This is a genomic window from Oculatella sp. FACHB-28, from assembly GCF_014696015.1.
In the GTDB taxonomy this organism is placed as follows: domain Bacteria; phylum Cyanobacteriota; class Cyanobacteriia; order Elainellales; family Elainellaceae; genus JAAUTN01.
Genome location: NZ_JACJPJ010000066.1, coordinates 108,264 through 131,130, shown reverse-complemented (window position 1 = coordinate 131,130; position 22,867 = coordinate 108,264). Strand labels below are relative to the sequence as shown.

Below are 22,867 nucleotides of genomic sequence, written 5' to 3'. Positions count from 1 at the left end.
ACTAGCATTTGACCAAACTAGATCTGGTTAGTGCAGCAACAATGCGATCGCTAGCTAACCTTGCGCCTGCCAGGTTATGGGCCGTAGGGCCAATTTGCAGCGCTGCTAGACCACCCATTAGAAACAAGTTGCAGCCCTGCCAGCGCAGATGGTCATCCAGGATGGGCAAGCCGTTCACAATACCAGTCGGAAATTCTTCTAGAACGTCTGCCAGAAGTGGGTTTTGGGTTACGTCTAGCTTTGTCCCAGTGGCAAGCCAGATGCGATCGCACTCTAAAACTGCACCATCTTGACAGCGGACTTGCCAGCGATCGCCCAGCCATTCTGCCTTGACTACCTGACAGCGTTGGTGCAGCGTCAGTTTTCCTGTTTGCTGCAACTGGCGCAGATGAGCCATCATGTCAGGAGTCATAGAGCCGCCATTACGGGCTTGCTGAATCATTTCCCACCGAACTTCCCAGTCGCGTTCGGCAACAAATTCCTGGCAATCGCTGGAATTGAGCCAATTAGGATCAGCGTCAAACCATTTCTCTAGAAGGCGACGACGAGAGAGCAACTGCACCTCGGCACCCCGCGCGATCGCTCCTACTGCCAGGTGTCCACTCGTTAATCCGCCTCCCACGATCAAAATTCGCTCACCGCGCAAGCGCAACTGGCGCAAATCAACCTCATGGGAATGGCAAAGTCTGTGTTTTGGGTAGGGGGTTGAAACTTTATTCACCCAAGCTGGAAAATTGAGCATTCCGCCGCCCATTGCCAGCACGACCCGCTGAGCAACCAAAGATTTGCCGCCAGCCAGAGCAATGCTGAGGCAAGGACGATCTTGCATGATCGGCGTGATTCGCTGGACTAGAGCGCGATGCACTTGCTGCTGTAGCTGCCAGCGGTAAACCAGAGTCTGGCAAAAATCTTGAAACAGTTTTGCGCCTGGTAGGTCGTGTGGTGAAAACAACTCATCAAGTCGATGTTTTGCAAACTGACGCAGCGCGTAAGGGTTGGGGTCGGGCTGGTGAATGGCAGGCGATCGCAAATGCGAAATTTCCAGCATTGAAAACAAACGCTGCCACTGATGCATCCAAAACCCGTTGGGATCAAGCACAACAATCTTTTCTTGCATTTGCGAGCGCTTTTGCAGCAAATGCGTTGCCAGGGTGAGAGCGTGAGGCCCAGCCCCGATGATGGCTATATCAGTCTGAGTGGGTAGATGCATTACAAAGACCTCCAAAAACGGAAGCGAGAAATATTTATGATAATGATTGTCTTTATTATGTAGAACGTGATAAGCAAATTTTATGCGTCGCTAGCTAAGAAATCTGTCTATAAATTGAACAATCTATTGCCGATTTATGCATTTCCTTCAAAAACGTCTTAATTCAAGCCGCGCAGGCTTATGAAAGTTGAGCGATTGATTCAGAATGGAACCTGCTTGTTAAGACAGCGATTCATCGCGTCTTAGCTCAAAGCATCTGTTACTCATGAAGCCTACTTGTAGAATGCGATTCATCAGGTCTTTACCAAGAATTTTGTAAGATTGGGAGTTTTTTTATGAATGCGATCGCCCCTCCTCTCAACCCCACTAACCCTGCCGGAATTGGCGGTACTCCCCACGAGTTTGTGTGGAATTGGAAGCAGCAAGCCCACACGGTTGTCTACGAGACGTTAGGACAGGGAAGTCCTGTTTTGCTGCTGCCTGCCTTTAGCACCGTGTCTACCCGTTCCGAAATGCGAGGTTTAGCAGAGCGGCTGTCTACTCAATTTCAAGTCTGGGCGATGGATTGGCTCGGTTTTGGAGAATCTGACCGACCGTCCATCGACTACCGCTCAGCGGTTTATCACCAACTTTTGCAAGATTTTGTCCGCAGCCAATTTGACACGCCCGTAGCAGTGATTGCTGCCGGACATGCAGCGGGCTATGTGATGCAGTTGGCTTCGATGCAGCCCGCAGTCTGGTCAAAGATTGTGTTGGTGGCTCCAACCTGGCGGGGACCGTTGCCAACGATGGGTGCAAATCAGCAGGTTGCAGGTGTGGTGCGGGAAACGGTGCGATCGCCCCTGCTGGGACAAGCGCTTTATAAGCTCAATACGGTGCCCTCCTTTCTCAATTTGATGTATCGCCGTCACGTCTATACCAATATTGAGAAACTCACGCCCGAATTCATTCAGCAGAAATACCGGATTACCCAACGACCCGGTGCCCGCTTCGCTCCAGCTGCCTTTGTCACAGGTACCCTCGACCCTGCTCAAAACCGCGACGAATTTCTGCAAAACTTTCAATCCCTCTCAGTGCCGTTGATGTTGGTCATCAGCGAACAGGCACCTCCAGGCTCAAAGGCAGAAATGGAGGTGATCGCAGCGCAGCCCAACGTGCAATCCCAACGGCTTCCCGGCTCCCTGGGATTGCACGAAGAATATGCCGCAGAAGTGGCTGCGATCGCCCTACCCTTCCTTACGACTAACTAGTAGGTTGGCAACGCTTGAGTAAGGGTGAACACCCGTTTGCCCTTACGAAGGTAAAATCTTCTCCAAAAGCTTCCCAGTTGCACTTTACGTCAATAACCCAGGACTCCACATGACGACTCAACCCGATTCCAAATCACTCAACGTCTGGGATTACAAACCCTGGTGGTGTCAGCCCTGGTCAATCGTTTTGACAGGCATCACCCTCATCAGCGGTAGCTGGCTGCTGCTGCGACTCTGGTGGCTGACTGCGCTGGTTGCTATTCCTGTAATAACTTGGATGGTGTTCTTTGTGCTGATTTACCCCAAACTGGTTGCCCAAAGCGGTATCCTTTTGGATGAAAAAGCATCGGAGTAGTAGAGTGCGATCGCGATTGATAGGTAGAGGGGCAATCTTTTGTCCAAGATTTGTCCTATTAAAGTGCTTCTGAAAAGTCCGAAGCTGATACTTAACAGCACGCTTCACGCTAGAACTACTCAAATTGCTCAGCTTAAAAAGAAGCTCAATATGGTAGCTGTTACTGCCTAAATATTTGAGTTTTTATAAGTTCATCCTTCAGGTAGTCCTGTTGTCTTTTAGATCTCTTTCAAAAGACATATCTCCCAACAGAAGTTCTATTAACTCAAAAGTTCACGAACCTTCTGTGTAGAAAAAATATTGTTGAGAAATTGATCGAGAGAATTTTGCCTCTACAGATTTTTATTTCTGTAGGATAAATCCGCATTCATTCTGGATATTTTCCGACTTTTCGACTAATTGGCAGTCGTCTACGTCACATTTACTACCATTTTTGTGTAGAGGTACTTAGATCAAGCAAACTAAATTCCTTCTTTCATCAAATCTAAGGTTCTGAATGTAAACGGATTTAACATAAGATTTTTTAGCGCAATACTTTGCTATGTACGATTAAGTACATTAAATCGAGCTTAAAGCTCTGCAACCCCCATTTGGTAAGGAATGTAGATTAGGTTGAGCATAGAAATAAATCAGCAATAGGCTCAAATTCGCTTAAACTATTCCCAACGAAATACCTATATACGCCTACAGCCTCCTTCTCTTGATAGACCGAAAAGATTAGGTAAATCGTCTAGTATTTCTGCAGGTGAAACTGTTGAAATATTATTATCCATCCCAAAGTGCTTGCTTAAAGTCCTCCTCGTTCTAGAAAGTCGAAAGGTTAGAGATGAACACGATCCGTGTAGCCCTAGTGGAAGACCATACTTTAACTCGCGTTGGTATTCGCACAGCACTACAGCAGCGAGACCAAATTGCGGTAGTTGGTGAAGCAAGTAATGCTTTATCTGCGCTTGAACTTCTTAAAATCACTCCTACCGACGTTGCTATTGTAGATGTTGGTTTACCCGGAATGGATGGGATCGAATTAACTCAGCGCCTCAAGAGCATTCCTCCCGCAGGCGATGTGCCTGAAACGAAAGTTTTAATTATGACAATGCAGGACGATGAAGAAGTCGTCATGTCTGCTTTCGCGGCTGGGGCAGACTCTTACTGCATGAAGGATATCAGCATCAATGATCTGGTAGAAGCTATTCGAGTAACCTCTCAGGGTGATTCCTGGATTGATCCATCTGTTGCTCGTGTTGTCCTGCGACAGACGCGTGAAGCGCAGGCTGAGGCTTTTTCTAAAGCTGAATCTGGCACGATCGCCATTAAAGCAATGGACAATGAGTATGATCAGGTTGTTCAGGCATACCCATTAACAGAGCGAGAATTGGAAGTTTTGGAGTTGATTGTAGACGGATGCAGCAATGCCAAAATTGCTGAACGACTCTACATCACCGTTGGAACGGTCAAAACTCACGTGCGGAATATTTTGAACAAGCTCTGTGCTGATGATCGCACTCAGTTAGCGGTTCGTGCGCTTCGCTCAGGGCTTGTGAAATAACTCTACTCCTTTACTTAGCAAGGGACGCAGATCCCTGGCTTCGTAGAGAAGCCGGGGATTTTATTGCTACCTGACTAACAAGTCTGTTAATGAGATGTTTTTGAACGTAAAGGCTTTGTTTCAGTGCAGAGTTTCAGTGCAGGGGCGATCGCCCAGATCATCACGTTTGATACCAGATTGACTCGATAGTTTGGGCAATTTCTGTGGCTTGCGATCGCTGCTTAGCTGCATCGCTAATATCCATCAACACAGTCACATGTCCCAACTTACGCCCCGGTCGAGATTCCGTTTTGCCATACCAATGCACCTGAGCCTGGGGAATTTGCGATAACTGCTGGCGTTTCTCTAAGTACTCACTTTGGGAATGCTCGTAACCCAACAAATTCACCATGACAGCCGCCTCAGTCCGCAGGTCCGGATTGCCCAATGGCAAACCACACACTGCACGAAGATGTTGCTCAAACTGAGACGTGACGCAGGCATCTAAAGTGTAATGTCCGGAGTTGTGAGTGCGAGGTGCAATCTCGTTGACCAGCACTTTGCCGTCACAAGTTAGAAACAGTTCAATGCCAAATATGCCGACAACATTGAGTTGAGTGAGTAAGGTGTGGGCGATCGCCTCCACTTCCTCCTCTACTGTCGCCAGATCAGAAGTCACAAATACTCGATGACAAACCTGTGCTTCCTGCTGAGTCTCCACAACCGGATAGGTGACGATCTCACCTGTCGTGCTACGTGCCGCCATAATTGCCAGTTCACGCTCAAAGGGCACAAATTCTTCGACCAACCAGGCTTGCCTTGCCGAGTTCGCCAAAATTTTCTCTAAATCTGCCCGATCCTTGAGAACAAACGTTCCCTGTCCGTCATAGCCGTGGCGACGCGCCTTCAAAACAATGGGATAGCTGAGCCATCTGGCAGACAGGGTATCTGCGGCTTCTAAAGTTGAGAATTCAGGAGTGGGTAGCCCAATGTCCCGCAAATAGCAGCGCTGATGATACTTATCCAGCAGCGGAGCCAGGGCTGTGAGTTGAGGATAAAAACGAATGCCCTGCTTTTCTAGATGGGTCAGGGCTTCCAGGTCAATAAACTCATTCTCAAACGTGATCACGTCACACTGGGCAGCAAGCTGGGCTGTCGCAGCAGCATCGTCAATCGGGGCAAGAATCGTCTCGGTGGCGATCGCCACTGCCGGATCACTCGCCTCAGGAGTTTGCACAATTAAATCGACTGCTAGCGATCGCGCCGCATCTGCCATCATCCAGGCGAGCTGACCGCCACCAATTACACCAACCCGCATAGTCAAGGGCAACCTAAAGATTCACGTGTATCGATACCTGTTTTGGGATTTGTGCCGCTAGCCCGTGCACATAACTCCTTCACCTGTGCCCCGTCCAAAATGGCGTAGCTAAAATCGGCTCCGGCAATATCCACATCCTCGAACGTCGATCGCAGCAAAATGGCTTCGGTAAAAACTGCATCGCTCAAATCGGCTCCCGAAAAGTTTACCTGATCTGCCATTGCATTGGTCAAATCTGCGCCGTGCAGAATAGCTTTAGTCATGACCGACGCGCTAAACACGGCTCCTCGAATATCTGCATCGCTGAAGTTAGTGAACTCCAAATTTGCGTTAGAAAATTCCGATGCCTGTAGGCTCTGCCCTGAAAAATCTCGCCCTTTTAGCTCTGCATTACTAAAGGACATCGGCATCGTCCAGTCTGCCTGAGCCGGAAGACTCCAACCCCAAAGCATCAGAGACAGCAAAAAAGCTGTCAGTTTTTGCCAAGTCATGCTCAACCCCAAATAGAGTCACTGACTCTATCTTGCCAGGATTCTGGTTGCGTTGAAGCTGGATTCATAAAAGGGAGGTATCTGGGTTAGTAAAATTCGAGGTATCTGGAGGACCAAAGGAATCGCAGGGGAAACTAATCAGTTGAGCAAAAGATTAAGAGCTTTGCACGTATCCACCCTGGAATGGGCATGATTCATTATGATGGAGTTAGAGAAATTCACTATTTGTAATAGGTTACGGTTTCATGACCTCTCAAATTCTGGTTGAAAAGAAAAAGCTAGCAAAGCCGCCCCTTCAACTGCACTACTTGGGCGATCGCGTCCTGCGCCAACCCGCCAAGCGCATTAATAAGGTTGACGATGAAGTGCGCCAGTTAGCCAAAGAGATGCTGCAAACCATGTACAGCGAAGATGGTATCGGTCTGGCGGCTCCCCAGGTTGGAGTTCATAAGCAACTGATCGTGATCGACTGCGAGTTAGACAACCCCACCACGCCGCCTTTGATCTTGATTAATCCAACTGTCAAGCAGCAAAGCCGAGACGTTTGTGTCGTTCAAGAAGGCTGCCTCAGCATTCCGGGTGTCTTTTTAGATGTGACTCGACCTGAAGTGATTGAGGTTTCCTACAAAGACGAGAATGGACGGCCTCAAAAGCTAACCGCAAAGGGTCTGCTATCGCGGGTAATTCAGCATGAAATGGATCACCTGAATGGGGTAATGTTCGTCGATCGCGTGGATAATGCCCTGTTGCTTAATCAAGAACTCGCCAAGCACGGATTTTCGACTCAAGCCGTTAAGTCTGTAAGCTAGTCCGTTTTCTGCTAAATTAACGAAGTTGGGTGAGCAGAAGCAACGGAGCAAAAATGACCCCAAAAAGTAGTGTGTTTCTGGGCGGTTCCTGTGTTGCAGCGATCGCTGCCGTCGGTTCAATTTTTGAGCTTTCTTCTGGCACTCCTCAACTGGGTACGCTATTGACGAGCATCATCCTGGCCTTGAGTACTCCCGCGGTAGGGCTGCTGTTTTATGCTGCAGTTCGGGATGCAAGAGCAAACCAGTAGTTCCCCCGAAATGATCGGAAAATGCTGTCAAAATTCGCAGGGTGTTGAGCTTATAGTTAAGGCAGGATATTTGACTCCTACGTCCTCCCTAGCGCAACATCTTCACTGATGACGGGACAATCTTCTCGAAAGGCAGTTCTTCGACAGGTTTCCACCAGTCAACCCGAAGCCAATTCCCTTTTACATTTTCTCTCTCCTACTTCAGAAGTTCTGATTGGGCGCGATCCGCGTTGTCAGATCGTGCTTGACTCTTTGTCTTACGGCAGTGTTTCCCGTCAACATGCCAAGGTTCACCTTGCTCCAGCTCAGGTATCTGGGCAACCGCTAAGCTGGCAGCTTTGCGATCTGGGTAGCGCTAATGGCACTTACTTAAATGGGCAAAGATTACAGGGATGTCGTACCTTGCGAGAGGGCGATCGCATCGTGCTGGGTCAAAATGGGGCTCAGTTTATTTTCGAGTATCAGGTAATAGAAGGAAGCCCTACCGCAGACTTTCCCCCAATTCCTCAACCGGTTGTCTTTCCGGGAGCCTATTCGGCCACAGCTCGCCCTGATACACAGGCGGGTCTGAATGCAACTCCGGCGGCTGATGGTGTTACATTGAGTCAGCTTTTCCCGATTGTTTCAACGGGGCGAGATTTGACTCGCAAAGCATACCTGATACCGGGCAGCATTATCGTTTGCGCCGTGGTGTTGATGTTTGCCTCGATTGGCAACACCATTCTGTTTAACCTGTTGCTGGCGCTGCTGTTAGCAGGTGGCGCGTACTACTTTATCTACCAGCTTTGCGGCAAACACAAACCTTGGTGGCTGCTAGTAGGGTCGGCTATTTTGACGATGCTGCTGTTGCTTAGCCCGGTGTTGAATGTTTTTATTTTTGTGTTTCGCGGTGTGCTTCCCGGTAATGTGCCGGAGGACATTGAGTCAATTAGCTTTCCAGTCCTGCTAATCAGGATGTTCTTTGGAGCTGGCTTGATGGAGGAGTTACTGAAGGCGATTCCAATATTTGTGGCCTATGCCTGGGGAAATCGACTGCGATCGCCCCAACGAGAACGCATTGGTGTTTGGGAGCCTCTGGACGGTATTCTGCTGGGAGCAGCCTCAGCAGCGGGTTTCACGATCTTGGAAACCTTAGGGCAATACGTTCCGGGAATTGTGAATCAGGTGTCAATTCAGTTTGGAGACGGTCTGGCTGAAGTGTACGCGATTCAGCTATTGATTCCTCGCATTCTTGGTTCTGTTGCAGGGCACATGGCTTACAGCGGCTACTTTGGCTATTTTATTGGGCTAAGTATTCTCAAGCCTTCAAAGCGCTGGCAAATTTTGGGTGTCGGCTATCTCACTGCCTCTGCCCTTCACGCATTGTGGAATGCAACAGGAGTGTTGAATTTGCTGATCTTGACGCTGGTAGGGGTAATGTCCTACGCGTTTTTGGCTGCGGCAATCTTGAAAGCTAGAACTTTGTCTCCGACGCGATCGCAAAACTTTGCGACTCGCTTCTCACGACTTCCTTAATCTGCAGCGTACACACCAACTTCTATACCCCTCAAACGCCCTATTGTAGGGACTTGTCGTTACTGCTCAAAGTCCTCCAAAACGGGAGATTTGAGGGGCGAAATGCGGTGTTCTAAGAGCGATCAGAAAATCAGTGTACAAGGCAGATCCCGGAGTGGGAGATGGGGGATTAAGCAATCCTGTACAGGCATGATTCTTTCGTCTTGGCAAAGAATCATGAGTTTGGAACGGAGTTTTGATAATTTTTTGTGTAGCTACTCTTGTATAGAGGGGCTAGGAAGCTGGGCGATCGCATAGCGAGCAATGGCTAGACTTAGGCGGGCTTGCTCAATTCCTGATAGCTCTGTCCAGGCAGCGCAGCGAACTGAGCGTAGAGCAGCTTCTAACATTTCTGTTTCTGCACCTCGCATCGCATAAGCAAATGGGCGGGCAAGCACCTGGAGATCATCTTCACCCCAGTCGGGTAAAAGCTCTTGCACGCACTGCACCAACTGATCAGCCAGGGAAAGATTGGTTGCAATAATCTGGTTCGCGCGACCAATAATTCTATCTAACAAAGCTTTAGGCACCTGAGCCGAAAACTGTCCAAATAGGTCTGCACTGAGTGACTGAGCTGCCGTTTCTTGAATCGTGGCGGTAGGTAAAACAGTTGCCCAAAGCTGCTCTAGCGTGTTGGACAGTGCTTGCCCTTGAGCTGCCAGTTCGACAGCCGACCAACTTGCCTCCACTTCCTGCTCAAGCTCAGCAAAGTAAGCTTCTGCACTTGACTCGGCTGGATTCCAGGGGTAGGAAGCTTCTGACTGCAAAATGAGCTGCAGTAGCTCTCGCTCTGCTTGGGCATGAAAAGATGAGAAGTGGGGACGAGCCTGATCGTTTGCCATGAGTTGCTCCTGAATGCAATAGCTAACCAGATCTGAACACCGATATCTACAAGGGGGAGTGGGACTGTTCCGTAATTGGCTAAAATCTCAGCCAATTGGCTGAGATTTATCGGGCGGCAAAAGGATCTTCGATCGAAAACTCTAAAGCTTGACTTTGAGAACTGCCAAACTTGAGCTGAGTCTTTGATTTCAAAGGAACTTCCTGATGGTGAATCTTGTGCCAGCCGTTGGCATCCAGCACCAGCGTGCCAAAGCGAGAAAAATCTCGGAGGAAGTAGGTTGGCTCTGCAGTGCCCTCCAGGAAAGCATCTCGGTAGAAAATCTCAGCATGCTTACGGGAAACTCCAGGTTCACCTCGCAGCACCAGATCGTTGCCATCCTGACTGCCAATTCGCATTCTGCCACCGTGAATGCGCCAAACTCGGCTGGGAGCTGCTAATGAGCGCAAAGATGCTTCGGGTGTCTGCCGTCCAATCCAACTAGGGGAATGGTCGGGGATTTCGGTGACGTTTTCGGCTAATGGCTTGATTAACTCGCCGTTAAACTCTGGATGCATGTAGAGGACGGGCAACGTCCAGGCGGGCTGGTTGAATTTGTAAAGGGTCAGCAGGTGCTGTCGAGCGATCGCCATAGCCTCGTCAATCGGTGCTCGTTCAGCTAGCGATCGGGCAAATGCCTCAATAAAGCTGAGTGCTTCCCGATCGGCGATCGAGTCACGCATGGCCAACACCGCCGGAACGCCATGATGAATCAGCACCTCCGCCAGGCTGCTGCGGGGAATCGCCTGCTGACTCTGCTGGTCGGGCTGTGCCCCCCAACAGGCATTGAACACCGCCAGCTTGACGTGGCAGCGAGTTAACACTTGAGCCAGTTCTGTTCCATTTAGGGTGGCATCAGAGCGCAAAAACAGTAAACCTCCATCTGGAGCGGGTATCCCGTGTCCAGAGTAAAACAAGACGTTGTAGGTTTCTGTTTCCAAATGATCAATCAGAGCCGCTGCGGTGGGCTGTAAGAGTGTAGTCACCTCGCAGGGCACAGGCATGGTAAACCCATCACTTGCGTCTACCTCTCCCGATGACTCTAGGATTTTCGACAGCGCCTCTGCTTCTTGCTGCAGTTTTAGGGCTGGCTGTCCCAGTGAACCTGAGCGGGCCGAATTGCCTGAGGCAGATGGATCTGCATCCTGCCCTAAAACCAGCAAAATCTTGAGTGCTTGCTCCGGACGCAGGGAAGGAAGCGGGTCTACGTCGCTGGTGGTGCGGCTAAATAAGATCTGTTGGCTGAGGGAAATGGCCTGCTTTCCAGGCTGCGGCTGCATAATTTCCCAGGGAAGCTCGATCAGGTCGGGGTCACGAATCTCTAGTCGCAGTCGCAGGGGATTTCCCTGTCCGATGGCGATTCCTTGGCTCTGGTCGAGGCTACTTTGAATCGGACCGTCAAACAGCCAGCGCCATAGGCTAATCCCTAAATGTTGCATTAAACGGCTGCTGTAGCTGGTTCCTTGTGTGGAGGAAGATGGCGTTGCCATCATGGGAGTCAATGACGGAGCAGACTGGGGCAGCTGAGCCGGAGAAATTCGAGGGACATCGGGTAGCCCACGTAGCGAAAACAATCCTTGCCAAGCCTGCCAGGTTTGGGTGAGTTCGCCAGACCACATGCAGTCGTGATGAACATACCCTCCTGGAAAAGGCGCTTGTAAAACCCAAATCGCATAATGCTCAGGCTCAGCAGCCTTTAGGCGGGCGATCGCCAAGCTCAAGCAAGGACTCTCAGACACAAACATGTAAAACTGCTGATTCTAGACCCGAACAGATTAATTTCCTACTAGTCTATATGGTTCTTTTAGAACAAACACACTTTCAGATTGGTTTGATTGGTCAGAGCAGTAGGCGATCGCTTCAATTCTCTACTGCATTACTGTGCTAGTACGGTTTTGGGCGATCGCCCTACTTCAATCAATTTGGCAGACGCTCAGGCGATTAGCGATCGCTTCCATTGTAAAAATGCCAAACTTGTCTCCCAGGAACGGCAAATGTCCGACTGGGGCACTGAGCGAAAAAGTAATTTCGTCGTAGCGCTTCCAGCGGCGGTCTACCAAAAAGCTGGTGGTACGCCAACCGACCCGACCCCCAAATCTGCTCCAGACCTCAGTTTTGTCCCACAGCAGGTTTTGTAGCGGTTGCCAAATCGATGCCTGAACGCTGAAGCCAAAGCGATCGCCACTATGTTTGCGCCAAAGCTGGTCGATAATTTTTAGATCTTCACAGGGAATATCATCAATCCGGTAGCTGGGAAACTGATCGGTCAGCGTCAGCCCACAAGCCTTAAATAAGGCAAGTTTCGTCTCCTGGTCTGCTTCCTGCCATTGTCCTTGAGCTAGGACGCTTTCTAGCCGAGTGTAGTGCGATTGTTGATAAAACTGCTGCACTGCCTGCTGCACTCGTGGCTCTGGTTTGTCCTGCAACAGCTGATAGGCTTCCTGCTGAACCTCAATAGAAGGATCATTCAACGCTCGAACTACTAAAAACAGTCCCTTTTGTCCATACTTTAGGGACTCTGAGAGGGCTTTCCGTCGATGCTCGGACACTGGGCTAGCTAACCGTTGCTTCACTCCTTCAAATCCACCCAAGACAACACTGCTTGCTGGAATTGCACCCTGACCGCCCAGGACAGCATCATGGTTTTGAGGTTGATTGAAACTGCTGGTCATATGGCGATCGCGTACCAAGTTTAGGGATCTGAGCGGAAGGAAACGTCTTTTAGAAAAACTCTACCTGCTTCTTTCTTAGCTTATTCCCCAGACTCGCAGGGTTCTATCTTCGCTGCCGCTCAGGAGAATTTGCCGCTTGGGGGCGATCGCCACTGCTGTGACTAGGCTGGTGTGTCCTCTGAGGATGCAGACTTCTCGCCCCGTTTTAAGATTCCAGATCTTGATCGTGTTTTGGCTGCCGCTGATCAGGTGTTGGGTGGTGCGGTGGCGATTGGGGCTGACGGTGACGGATGAAATGCTGCGAGTGGGTAGGTCATCTGCGTCGATTTGCTGTCCAGTTCGCATATCCCAAGCTTTGAAGACCCGTTCTCTAGTTTTGATCACGAACATGCGGCTGTCGGGAGTGATGGCGATCGCATACACAAAACTTGGCTCTATAACCCGCATCACTTCCTCCCTCGCCTGCAAATCCCAAACTCTTAGGGTTGCATCGCGACTGCCGCTAATAGCGATTTGCCCATCAGGGCTGAGGGCAACGGCAGTAATGCCACCTGCATGACCTGTGAGTGGATAAAGGCATTCAAATAATGGATAAGTATCGTAATGGCGTAAGGCGTTTTTTACGGCTGGTTCTTGGCGTTGGCGCAGCAGTGCATAGGCGGCCCTTTGTACCTGAGTGGACTGATCTTGAAGTGCCTGGATGAGCAGATTTAAGCCTGTCTGACCGTGTTGAGACAGTTGGGCGATCGCTCCTATCCGTTCCTCGATCAAACTGCTGGACAGTCGCCGCTGTATTCCTGCCAAGCCGCCTAAAACTGCACCGCTAACCGGAGGTGGATTTTGTCCGCCCAACACAACATCGTATTCTTTGGGTTGCTCAGGTTTGGAGTGTTCGGATTTGTATGGATTGGAGCTTTGCACCACAGCTAGACGAATGCATCTGTTCTAGTGTGACGGATTTTGCTGAATAGATAGGAGGCGCTATTCTGCAAAGTGCCTGTTCACGATTTGGTGTTAGGACTGCTGTAGTTTGCCACTAGACGCGCCAGCACATCCAACGCTACAGGTTTAGGTAAATATGCTGCGGCTCCGGCTTGCAGACAGGTTTCGCGATCGCCTGCCATCACCATTGCGGTCTGTACCACAACGGGAATCGACTTATATTTGGGGTTAGCCCGAAGCTGCTTGATGAGCGTAAGTCCATCTACATCAGGCAATCCGACATCCATCAGGATCAGAGCAGGCAGCGTATTTTTCAAGCAAACCCAAAATTCTTCTGGATTTTTTGCCCAAAGCACCTGGTAGCCCAGCTTTGCTAGATAAGTCAGGATAAGTCTGGCACTCGACACATTGTCTTCCACGACTAAAATCGGCTTGCCCAAGGTTGGAGGAGGAGTTCTGCTGCCAGGGCTAATGGGTGCCGTCGGGCGATAGGTTGCATCACTGGGGTTTGAGGTCGGTCGAGGACTGGGAATAGAAGGCGGGGTCGGTCGGGAAATTTCCGGTGTTGGGGTTTCTGGAGGCAATTGGCGATCGCCCACCGCTGGGGTCAGCGGCAACACTAATGTAAATTGAGAACCGTGATTCAGTTCAGAGTGAACTTCGATCCGCCCACCATGAAGTTGTGCGAGCTTTTGGCTCACTGCTAACCCTAAACCCGTCCCTTCGTGCGTTCCTACGACTTCATTGGGATGGGTATAGGGTCGAAACAGCTTTGCCTGCTGCTCTTTGCTTATGCCTGCACCCGTATCCCAAACGGTGAAATGCAGAAACACCCCAACCAGATTTACTCTTAAGCCGACGGTTCCAGATGGGGTAAATTTCACCGCGTTAGACAGCAGATTCAACAGCATTTGCTTCAGACGCAGTGGGTCTGCAACAAAAGTTGTAACGCTGGAATCAAGATCTATCCGAAGTTGTAGCCCTTTTGCATGGGCTTTCTCTGCAATCAAGGTCATCAGGTTATGGCACAGATCTGGAACGTGAACCGTTTCCCTTTGCAGATCAAGCCGATCTGCCTCGACTTTTGATAGGTCAAGGATGTCGTTGACTAGCGCCAAGAGATACTGACCGCTGCTGAGAATGGTATTTAAGTAGTCTTGATGGGCAGTCAGGTCAGAACTGTGGTTTTGGTGAAGCAACTGCACAAACCCCAACATGGAGTTGAGCGGTGTACGAATTTCATGGCTGGTGCTGGCTAAAAACTCGCTTTTAAGCTGATTGATCCTTTCTAGCTCTCGAATCCGGTTTTCTAGTTTGTGACACTGAGGGCAGTCCAGTTGCAGCAGTTGAATTTGGCTGATGGCGATCGCACATTGTTGGACGACTCGCTCGATTAAGTCCAACCAGGCTTGGTGCAGCAGAGGGGCGTCTGGCAGAGTGGCAGGGGAGACAATCAACCAACCCACTAAGCCGCGACTCGTTTGAATCTTCCAGGCAGTCTGCCAGTCAGATGACCCCTGCTGAAAATCTTGGAGAAACAACGTTTCTCCTGGACTGAGCCGTGCCTGTAGCCCTTGGAGCCAGGATGCATTTGCCGGTTGGCTATGACGACGAGACTCTAGCGGGGCAACATGACAAACCTGAAAAACGGTTGTTGAAGGGGAAGGAGTGGTGTCAAACCGCGAATCAGGATCATGCCAGGGCAGCGCGATCGCCACAACGCCATTTCCTAGAGCAGCTCTTAGCTCATTCACGACAATGTGAAAAAGCTCAGCCGCAATCATGTCCTTTTGCCCCGATTGAAGCGGGCGATCGCGAGACAACAAGCGTAAAAGCTGATTGTTAATCTGCTGAGTTAGCTGGTTGCTGTGACGCTCCAGCCACAGCTGTGTCTCAAGCTGGTCTTTAGGATTAGGTAGTTCTGTACTAGGAGCTTGCCCATGAGGTGCAGACGGCTCAGGGGTTGACAGGTTTGAATGCTGGTTCATAGTCTCAGGCTGGGATGTGCAACGTTGACATGGCACAATTCACCCTGCTGCGAGTCTAATCGATCACCATAGCCTCAGCCCGAACAGTGAAACTCGCTCATCAAAAGCTTACAGAAATTTGCCTCTGATTAAGCTGCTTACGGGCGAAATTAAAGCTTTCTAAAACTCTCGACGAGAAAATAAAAGACTGGCGATCGCCAAAAGCAGCACGGTATAAAGTAAACCGTAGGCGGCGTGGCCCAGCAAATCTAGGGGCACAGGTAAAGCTGCACTGCCGTAGACTGCCTGATTCTTCAAATCTAGTCGAGACAGGTCAGGTAAAATCAGGTAAAGCGCTTGCGTCACCCGTTGAATACTGGGATTTTCAGACAAATTTCCAAGTGCCACCAGATCTCGGCTAAAGTGACCCATCAAATACACGGCAAAGGTTAGCAGCGTTGCCAATAAAGAACTGGTAAACACACCAAACAAAATCGCTACTGCAATAATCAGAGACAGCTCCAGTAGCAGGTAAACCGCCGCCAAGAGCGTACTGCTAAGCGGATAAGGCACCTGATAAAAACCTAAAACTGCCAGGTAAATCAGCGTCATTGCGGACACTAACACTGCTAGCACCATCGTCAGTCCTAAATGCTTGCCGATGATAAATTCAACTCGGCTGATGGGTTTAGCAATTAAAACAAAGACAGTGCGCTTTTCAATCTCTTTGTTCACTAACCCGGTGCCGACAAATACAGCGATCACTAGACTGAGCAGGGCGATCGCCGCTAATCCCAAATCTTGCAAAATTTTGTCTTCCGTACCAGCCGCTATCTCTGGCAAAAGTGCTGCTGCCGCGACAAACAGCAACGCAAACACGCCGATTAAATAAAGGACGCGATCGCGAATCACTTCACGAAACACATTGATAGCGACGACCAGAATTCGACCCAGACTCACCAACTTTCTCCTTCTAACTCCCTTGAGACGACGCTGTAATAGGGTTAAGCGGAATCAAATCACTAATTGGATTACATTCAATCTGACTCACAGTAGGCGGAGAAGCTGCGGGTGGATTTCGCACAGGCTGCTGGGTAATTGAGCAAGGCTTCTGCAAAAAATAGCCTCCTGTTTGAGAACTTGGTCCTTGCCAAATTGCCTGCAAATTCAGCGTATAGCGTGGAGCATTTCCAGAAACTGAGCCTTCCAGGTTCCACAAAACATTTTCTTCCAGAAAAGAAATTCTGTCCAAAACCTGCTTTTCTATGTCAGCAACCCGCGATTGGACATTAAATAGCCAAAGTTCAGTTTCCGCTAGAGAGCGACCTTCTAACTCATCGATGACAATTGACTCTGCCAGATTCAAAATCAGAACGCCTCTAGAATCGCTGACTCTTGGGCTAGCAGTGTTGATCACAAAAGCACTTCTGTCAAAGCGATCTGCCAGAATGCTGGGATAGTCACCCAGCCAGTCTTGCAACAGAAAATGAAAGCTAAACCAGCAGCTCAAGATAATGCTGACTAGAAACAAAATGACTAGCTCTTGTCGCCCCTTTGCATCAGGCACTTTAAATTCGGGACCGCGCTTTAGAAACTTGGGCACAGCAGCGATCGCCGCCGAGATCAGCGGCCAGCTAACAAACGGCAATGCCGGAAACTCTTCACGCAAGCCTTCAAATAAAAACGTGCAGGTCAATGCCCCTGTAATCCACGGCCCAGGATAAATTTTGAGTCCCAAAAACTCAATCTTGAAGTCTGCTAACGCCCAGCCCACCCCCAGCGTCAGAAAAAACCAGCCCATCGTTGCCAGAAAATCTTGCACAAACTCGGTGTCGGTCAAAACCGAGTTCAACAACGACATGCCCCAGGAAAACAAACTCAGAAAAATCAGAGTTTGCCAGGAGAATGAGCGAGGCGGCTTGAACTGCGTCCAGAATTGCTCAAAAAAGCGTTTGATTGCTTCCAGCACAGGGGAGGCTCCAGAGGGGTGACGTTAAAGGCGAATGTCAGCAGGTACGATAATCCGAATGAAGAGGACAAGCAGGATAGCCGTATAGCTTAAGGCATTGGCAATGAGAACGGCGTTGGCCCGACTTGGACCTTCACGAGCATTTTTTCTGGCACGGATTGTATTCTGATAGCGCTTGGACTTGTCAGCTTGAATTTCTTGCTCTGACCGTTTTTCCTCTTTGTCTTGCAGCAAGAGCTTGAGCAAATCTAACCCCGAAAGTTTGACTAAAAAGCTGATAAAAAAGGTCACAAACCCCGCAAAAATGATCCAGGCTGCAATACCGCTTGACCACTGATCAAAAAAAATGCAGTTAATCAGTTGAAACTTCAGATTCGTTGGAACCAATGGCTCGATGCTAAAGAAGATCAGCCAGCCAATTGCAGTCGAGAGTAAATTGATCGAGGCTGCATACTCCACGCTTTTGCGGTATGGCAGCTTTAGTCCTTCATGTAGAACTGCTGCTTCAATAGCGATCGCCAGCAGCAGAAACAAACATTGAAATGCGATCGCTCTTAACGGCAGCACAGAAAACATCTAAGCCCTCACTCCGCCCCAGATACGGCACGTTCTATCTAGATTGATATCAGTAAAATCGAGAAATTGAAGCCCCACTCGACCAAGTCTTTAAAATCCTATAGCAAACCTCAACAAGTTGTAAGAATCGCGCTTCAGATAAGAGGTTAAGTCTCTTACAACCTTTGTAGAGAATTTCTGACGCTAGAATCTGGTCAAACTCTCCAGTACGGAGTAATCCATGTCAGCCTCCGATCTTCAAGCTTTGCCCCTAGTCCAGACGTTGGAGCGAATTCTTTACTGTTGGCAAGTCAAAGCACCGACAGTTGCCCAATCCCTCCAACCCGGACTCACCCGCGAGCAGATCGAAACACAGCTTCAAACCCTGTCGTTTCATTTGCCAGAGGAGGTGTATCAGCTTTATCAGTGGCGCAATGGCAGAGAGGATAGGTACAACCCAACGCCCCAAGTTGAATTCATGCCGGGGTACCAAATGCTGTCCCTGGAGGAGGCGATCGCCGAATACGCAACAATCCGACAACTGCTGCTCGAAGACGAAGAAGTGAAAGAGAATGAAACCTATTTGTTTCCTCTATTTGCCGAAGGTGGTAACTATTACGTTATTCAAGGCGATGTTGAACCTAAAGCAACTTCACCTGTTTTCGATTTTTTTGTACAGGTTGGCTTAGAGCTAAAGTTCAATAGCTTGACCGGTATGATGCTGGCGATCGCCGAGTGCTTTGAGACAGGCGCTTACTCTATAGATGACTACTCTTACTTGAATTGGGATGACCTTGGAGCAGATCAAATTTGGTTCAAGTATCAGCCTCATCGTATTGCTAAAGCCGATGCAATTCTCGACAATGCCGCCGCCATTCTTAATAATCAAGTACAGCATCTATCCGATGAGGAGCAGCAGGAAGCTTATTCTGCTTTGGCGGAGATGCGACATCCAGAAGCATTACCTTTATTGATTCAGGCAGTCGAAAAACTTGAACCTGAAGTTAAACACCTTTTATTTCAACGTCACCATGCCCCAACCGCATCCGAACAAGCTGACGCGTTTGAAGCTCTACCTTTAAAGCAAAGCAATCTTTTCTCGCTAATTACAGGTATTTGCAAAATTGACACTATTGAAGCAATTCAATATCTATGGCATTTGATGAAAAGAAACGACGCTGGGATTCGAGATGCTGTGGTCGTAAGATTGGCTTCTTTTGGAATTAGCGAGAGCGTTGAATCCGTCCAAACAACAGAAAATATAGAATTAGCCGACCTTTTATTTCAGATTTTGCAACAGTCCTCAACTTGGAACCTTGAATTAGTTAGGCTATTAGGAGAATTGGGAGACGTTAGAGCCGTAGAGATACTACTTGCTCTTCTACAACGAACAATCTCAGGCTCTTTCAGTTTAAGAAAGCAGGTTTTTGTTGAGTCAAAGGCTTTTGTGCAGATCAACCCTGAGTTTCCTGAGTGGAAGTCATTATTGATAGTGATTGACACTTTAGAGAAGCTAGGAGCCTCGCATGCTGTAGAGCCTCTGTTTCAACTTGCTCAGCAGCAGCAAGATCCAACCATACGTCTAACTGCTGGTAAAGCATTAAGCGCTTTAGGCGATCCTAGAGCCAGAGAAATCTTTACTCAACTTTTGGAAGAAGGAAGCTATACCCCGCTTCATTTTGAGCAAATGGGATTGGATGTTTGAGTATGAAGCGTTATGGAATTGCTCATTAGCAGGTTAACCGTCATAATGAGTCAATTATGAGACACTATAGATAGGCTTTGAGGTTTGAGCGATCGCCTCTAGAACGCTATCCGTAGTGCAAACAACAGCGAATAGGTACAACCCGTTCGCTGTCTACACGTCCATTCCATTCACTTTCCTGGAGCCACATCACCAGAGCTATGACGAGGACAGGCATCGGTATTCGTACCGCTCAAACCCGCTCTGAGCGCATAACGGGTCAAATTCACGTTTACGATGGTGCGGGCAAGGGCAAATCTCAGGCAGCACTAGGCGTAGTCTTGCGCTCAATTGGTTTAGGCATCCGGACATCCTGGCAAACCCGCGTACTGCTACTGCGATTTCTCAAAGGCCCAGGCTGTACCTATGACGAAGATGCGGCAATCGAAGCGCTTCAGCGCGGCTTTCCCCACCTGATTGACCAGGTGCGGACGGGCAGAGCAGAATTTTTTGGCGCAGACGATATCACCCGATTTGACCGCATGGAAGCGCAGCGAGGTTGGGATGTAGCCAAAGGGGCGATCGCCTCTGGTCTCTATTCAGTTGTTGTGCTGGACGAACTCAATCCGGTGCTAGACCTGGGGTTGCTACCAATTGATGAAGTCGTGCAAACCCTCAAGCGCAAACCAGAAGACCTGGAAATCATTGCCACTGGGCGGGGTGCGCCTCAGCCTTTGCTTGATGTCGCCGACCTGCACTCTGAGATGAAGCCTCATCACCACCCGTCTGCCCTAGAGCATGGAATTGAAGGGGTCGAGATTTATACGGGGGCAGGCAAAGGCAAGTCTACCAGCGCTTTGGGTAAAGCACTTCAGGCAATTGGACGGGGCATCAGCCAGGATAAATCTCACCGGGTGCTGATTATGCAGTGGCTTAAAGGCGGCACGGGCTACACCGAAGACGCAGCGATCGCTGCTCTCCAACAAAGTTATCCCAGCCTGGTTGATCACCAACGCTGTGGTCGAGATGCGATCGTCTGGCGCGGACAGCAACAAGAACTTGACTATGTAGAAGCAGAGCGGGGTTGGGAAATTGCGCGAGCGGCGATCGCCTCTGGACTTTACAAAACTATTATTCTGGATGAGCTAAACCCAACTGTCGATTTAGAACTACTGCCCCAACAGCCAATTATTCAGGCACTGCTACGCAAACCTCGTGACACAGAAGTGATCATCACAGGTCGCTGCAAGAACCCGCCCGCTTACTTTGACCTCGCCAGTATTCACTCGGAAGTCTACTGTCACAAACACTACGCCGAGAAGGGAATTGACTTAAAGCGGGGCGTGGATTTTTAAGTTACTCCTACCCGTCGTGCTGATTCCCTGAGTTATTCCAAAAAGGGAGGAAGGGCTCAACCCCTCCTCCCTTTTTTGTCCTACCCAATGCAGCTGTAGAAAAAGACTTCTAGAGAAAAAGACTTCTAAAAGATTTGCTGCATTTCGCGCTCAAGCACGTTGACTAAGTTTTGGTCGCCTCTTTCCCTTGCAACTTCAATTCGGTGCTGCAAACTGCGCTCGATGTTTTGGCGATGAACCTTTGCAACTTCGCTCAAAATTTCCTGCCTTGCCCGAATTGCAGAACGAGCTTGATCCATCCCACTGGGACGAAAGACATCGCGAACTGCTGCCTTTGCTGCACGAATCGCTGGCGAAATGGATTCAGCTCCACCAGTCGCATTCGTCTGGTAGTCAACACCCCGATACTTTAGCTCCAATACAGGCTGTCGAACGGGAATGTGTCTGGGATAGGTAAAGTGAAAGTTGCTTCCACGGTAGTTCCCCGTACCTTCACTTTCAACCATGTTTATAGGGGTAGAAACACTGTCATAACGGACACCGCGATAAGAAAGTTTCATAATGACGATCGCCTCCTGCAAAGGATAATCCTGTAATCTCGGAATGAGGCGCGTTCCTTCGGGACAAAACTCCCTACTTCCGTCTCTACTAGAACCCTACCTGAAGGCGGGGAACTTGGGAGATGAACGAAATTTGTTTTCTGTCTGTATCTTATTTTACGGTTTTGTCTTTTGTCTTGCCAATTAAGTAAGATTTAAGATCCTGTGAAGATACTTCAAAGTTATGCCGTAGGATTGTTGCAATAAGTTGAAGTTAAGCTTCTGTAACGGGCGAGAAGTAGACTTGAGGTAAGGAATCTGCCCCTGCCCCTACACCCTGCAATAGCACTTATTAAGATTTGCAATGAAAACTTTACGTAATGCAATCAACATTTTTATCAGCGTGGCGCTGATTGCCTTTATTGGCTTGAATCTGTTTCGACTGGCAGTTTTCTTTTTACATCCCAATCCGCCTCTTTAGGTCAGCAACCCCTTCTGAAATTTGATCTGGAGACTACCAAAATTTGAAGTTTCCCAAGAGGAAAGCGTCAGTTCCTAAAACTGGCTTAGATTGAAGTAACTTTAAAGTAAGCACTGTACAGCTTGAAATTTGGTAGGAAGCTTAAGTATGGCTGATGCCCTTTCTCCTGAAATTAGCGATCGCATTTGCAAGCACATGAATGATGACCATGCAGATGCAGTGGCACTTTATGCCAGAGTTTTTGGCGATGTTCCTCAAGCAACAGCCGCACAAATGCTCAAAATCGATGCTCAAGGCATGGATTTGTCTGCCCAAGTAAATGGCACTACTCTTCCAGTCAGAGTTGTGTTTGACCATGAACTTGTAGATTCAGAAGATGCTCACCACACTCTAATTGCAATGGTTAAGCAAGCTAGATCTTAGGAGATTTCTGAGAAAAAATTTACCCCTGGGTAGGGGCAGGTTTTGACAAAATCTTTGCAATTGACCGACAGCTTTAATGCTAAACCTGCCCCTACAGGTATCTTGTTTGCTAGAAATCTCCTTAGTCTTAGAAATGCAGGGAGTCTAATCTAAGGATTGTTGGAATGGGCGATCGCTCCAATTTTGTTTGATTTCTTTCCTAGAGAAGCGATCCAACGAAAGGAGGATTCAATCTACCACTTCAATAAGTATCTTTTATAGAGTGGTACGCATAGGACGAAGATGCAGTGATTAAAAAACTACTGCAAGCTGCCTTGATTACTTTTTTGCTTTATCTAACCGCAGGTGCTGGTTGGCAACCTGCTAGTTTGGATTCTATCAACTCGGACTTGAGACGAATTTCAGACCCGATGAGCTTTCCTGTGAACTGATCTTTTCAGATGCTTGTCTCTCCAAGAAGTCAGTTCAGAAAGCTAATTCAGGAGCATAAACTGCGTCAGTCTGAAATAAAGGATTACATCCTTTTGCTAATAGCTTCAGTCAGTCCAGTCCTAACGTAATAGACTTCCTACATGAATACTGTTTTGGAAGCGTGAATCGTTGTGCGGCTCCGCCGCGCAACGATTCACGCAGGAAGTTA

Annotated in this window: 21 protein-coding genes and 1 riboswitch; of the genes, 9 read left to right on the top strand and 12 right to left on the bottom strand. The window is 48.8% G+C overall.

Annotated elements, in window-relative coordinates:
• Nucleotide 1: 1 nt before the first annotated feature.
• Nucleotides 2-1,210 carry an FAD/NAD(P)-binding protein gene (locus H6F88_RS14695; RefSeq protein ID WP_190643496.1) on the bottom strand — a complete coding sequence of 403 codons (1,209 nt, stop codon included), beginning with the start codon at nucleotides 1,208-1,210 and terminating at the stop codon, nucleotides 2-4.
• 335 nt (nucleotides 1,211-1,545) lie between these two features.
• On the opposite strand from H6F88_RS14695, the gene H6F88_RS14690 reads away from it, so the two are divergent.
• The 3 genes from H6F88_RS14690 to H6F88_RS14680 all read left to right on the top strand — a co-directional run bounded on the left by H6F88_RS14690 (nucleotide 1,546) and on the right by H6F88_RS14680 (nucleotide 4,361).
• Nucleotides 1,546-2,460, top strand: a complete 915-nt coding sequence (locus H6F88_RS14690) for an alpha/beta fold hydrolase (RefSeq protein ID WP_190643495.1) — start codon at nucleotides 1,546-1,548, stop codon at nucleotides 2,458-2,460.
• 109 nt (nucleotides 2,461-2,569) lie between these two features.
• Nucleotides 2,570-2,815 carry a DUF6737 family protein gene (locus tag H6F88_RS14685; RefSeq protein ID WP_190643494.1) on the top strand — a complete coding sequence of 82 codons (246 nt, stop codon included), beginning with the start codon at nucleotides 2,570-2,572 and terminating at the stop codon, nucleotides 2,813-2,815.
• Nucleotides 2,816-3,641: 826 nt separating this feature from the next.
• Nucleotides 3,642-4,361 carry a response regulator transcription factor gene (locus tag H6F88_RS14680; RefSeq protein ID WP_190643493.1) on the top strand — a complete coding sequence of 240 codons (720 nt, stop codon included), beginning with the start codon at nucleotides 3,642-3,644 and terminating at the stop codon, nucleotides 4,359-4,361.
• A 160-nt stretch (nucleotides 4,362-4,521) separates the two neighbouring features.
• On the opposite strand, the gene H6F88_RS14675 is transcribed toward H6F88_RS14680, so the two are convergent.
• Nucleotides 4,522-5,658, bottom strand: coding sequence for a 5-(carboxyamino)imidazole ribonucleotide synthase (locus H6F88_RS14675; protein ID WP_190643517.1), 1,137 nt, complete (start codon nucleotides 5,656-5,658; stop codon nucleotides 4,522-4,524).
• Between the two features lie 2 nt (nucleotides 5,659-5,660).
• Complete coding sequence (locus H6F88_RS14670) at nucleotides 5,661-6,149, bottom strand: pentapeptide repeat-containing protein (protein WP_190643492.1); 489 nt, start codon at nucleotides 6,147-6,149, stop codon at nucleotides 5,661-5,663.
• Nucleotides 6,150-6,394: 245 nt separating this feature from the next.
• Here H6F88_RS14670 and def point away from each other — a divergent pair, with 245 nt between their 5' ends.
• The 3 genes from def (at nucleotide 6,395) to H6F88_RS14655 (ending at nucleotide 8,721) form a co-directional block, all read left to right on the top strand.
• Nucleotides 6,395-6,958 carry a peptide deformylase gene (gene def, locus H6F88_RS14665; protein WP_190643491.1) on the top strand — a complete coding sequence of 188 codons (564 nt, stop codon included), beginning with the start codon at nucleotides 6,395-6,397 and terminating at the stop codon, nucleotides 6,956-6,958.
• Between the two features lie 53 nt (nucleotides 6,959-7,011).
• Nucleotides 7,012-7,206 carry a hypothetical protein gene (locus tag H6F88_RS14660; protein ID WP_190643490.1) on the top strand — a complete coding sequence of 65 codons (195 nt, stop codon included), beginning with the start codon at nucleotides 7,012-7,014 and terminating at the stop codon, nucleotides 7,204-7,206.
• A gap of 108 nt (nucleotides 7,207-7,314) precedes the next feature.
• Nucleotides 7,315-8,721 (top strand): PrsW family glutamic-type intramembrane protease, encoded by a 1,407-nt coding sequence (locus tag H6F88_RS14655; protein WP_190643489.1) that lies wholly within the window; start codon nucleotides 7,315-7,317, stop codon nucleotides 8,719-8,721.
• Between the two features lie 254 nt (nucleotides 8,722-8,975).
• Here the strand turns inward: H6F88_RS14655 and H6F88_RS14650 are convergent, their stop codons facing one another.
• From H6F88_RS14650 to fraC, 8 genes are all read right to left on the bottom strand, one after another.
• Nucleotides 8,976-9,602, bottom strand: coding sequence for a hypothetical protein (locus H6F88_RS14650; RefSeq protein ID WP_190643488.1), 627 nt, complete (start codon nucleotides 9,600-9,602; stop codon nucleotides 8,976-8,978).
• Between the two features lie 106 nt (nucleotides 9,603-9,708).
• Nucleotides 9,709-11,385 carry a CHAT domain-containing protein gene (locus tag H6F88_RS14645; protein ID WP_190643487.1) on the bottom strand — a complete coding sequence of 559 codons (1,677 nt, stop codon included), beginning with the start codon at nucleotides 11,383-11,385 and terminating at the stop codon, nucleotides 9,709-9,711.
• A 168-nt stretch (nucleotides 11,386-11,553) separates the two neighbouring features.
• The gene (locus tag H6F88_RS14640) at nucleotides 11,554-12,312 is read right to left on the bottom strand and encodes a GUN4 domain-containing protein (protein WP_190643486.1); all 759 of its coding nucleotides are present in this window, start codon (nucleotides 12,310-12,312) and stop codon (nucleotides 11,554-11,556) included.
• 75 nt (nucleotides 12,313-12,387) lie between these two features.
• Nucleotides 12,388-13,236 carry a GUN4 N-terminal ARM-like repeat domain-containing protein gene (locus H6F88_RS14635; protein WP_190643485.1) on the bottom strand — a complete coding sequence of 283 codons (849 nt, stop codon included), beginning with the start codon at nucleotides 13,234-13,236 and terminating at the stop codon, nucleotides 12,388-12,390.
• Nucleotides 13,237-13,313: 77 nt separating this feature from the next.
• Nucleotides 13,314-15,242 carry an ATP-binding protein gene (locus H6F88_RS14630; RefSeq protein WP_190643484.1) on the bottom strand — a complete coding sequence of 643 codons (1,929 nt, stop codon included), beginning with the start codon at nucleotides 15,240-15,242 and terminating at the stop codon, nucleotides 13,314-13,316.
• 159 nt (nucleotides 15,243-15,401) lie between these two features.
• Nucleotides 15,402-16,181, bottom strand: coding sequence for an ABC transporter permease subunit (locus tag H6F88_RS14625; RefSeq protein WP_190643483.1), 780 nt, complete (start codon nucleotides 16,179-16,181; stop codon nucleotides 15,402-15,404).
• 13 nt (nucleotides 16,182-16,194) lie between these two features.
• On the bottom strand, nucleotides 16,195-17,190 hold the full coding sequence (locus H6F88_RS14620; RefSeq protein ID WP_190643482.1) for a DUF5357 family protein: 996 nt from the start codon (nucleotides 17,188-17,190) through the stop codon (nucleotides 16,195-16,197).
• 24 nt (nucleotides 17,191-17,214) lie between these two features.
• Nucleotides 17,215-17,766 carry a filament integrity protein FraC gene (gene fraC / locus H6F88_RS14615; RefSeq protein WP_190643481.1) on the bottom strand — a complete coding sequence of 184 codons (552 nt, stop codon included), beginning with the start codon at nucleotides 17,764-17,766 and terminating at the stop codon, nucleotides 17,215-17,217.
• 220 nt (nucleotides 17,767-17,986) lie between these two features.
• Between fraC and H6F88_RS14610 the strand changes: the two genes are divergently transcribed.
• Both H6F88_RS14610 and H6F88_RS14605 read left to right on the top strand, forming a co-directional pair.
• A complete protein-coding gene (locus tag H6F88_RS14610) occupies nucleotides 17,987-19,450 on the top strand; it encodes a HEAT repeat domain-containing protein (RefSeq protein ID WP_190643480.1) in 1,464 nt (487 codons plus the stop codon).
• A gap of 200 nt (nucleotides 19,451-19,650) precedes the next feature.
• On the top strand, nucleotides 19,651-20,784 hold the full coding sequence (locus H6F88_RS14605; protein WP_190643479.1) for a cob(I)yrinic acid a,c-diamide adenosyltransferase: 1,134 nt from the start codon (nucleotides 19,651-19,653) through the stop codon (nucleotides 20,782-20,784).
• Between the two features lie 125 nt (nucleotides 20,785-20,909).
• Here H6F88_RS14605 and H6F88_RS14600 read toward each other — a convergent pair whose 3' ends face one another.
• Entirely contained in the window at nucleotides 20,910-21,344 is a 435-nt protein-coding gene (locus H6F88_RS14600) for a DUF4278 domain-containing protein (RefSeq protein ID WP_190643478.1), read from the bottom strand.
• 47 nt (nucleotides 21,345-21,391) lie between these two features.
• Nucleotides 21,392-21,475: riboswitch (Glutamine riboswitch) on the bottom strand.
• A 476-nt stretch (nucleotides 21,476-21,951) separates the two neighbouring features.
• Here H6F88_RS14600 and H6F88_RS14595 point away from each other — a divergent pair.
• On the top strand, nucleotides 21,952-22,227 hold the full coding sequence (locus H6F88_RS14595; protein WP_190643477.1) for a DUF2470 domain-containing protein: 276 nt from the start codon (nucleotides 21,952-21,954) through the stop codon (nucleotides 22,225-22,227).
• Nucleotides 22,228-22,867 lie beyond the last annotated feature (640 nt).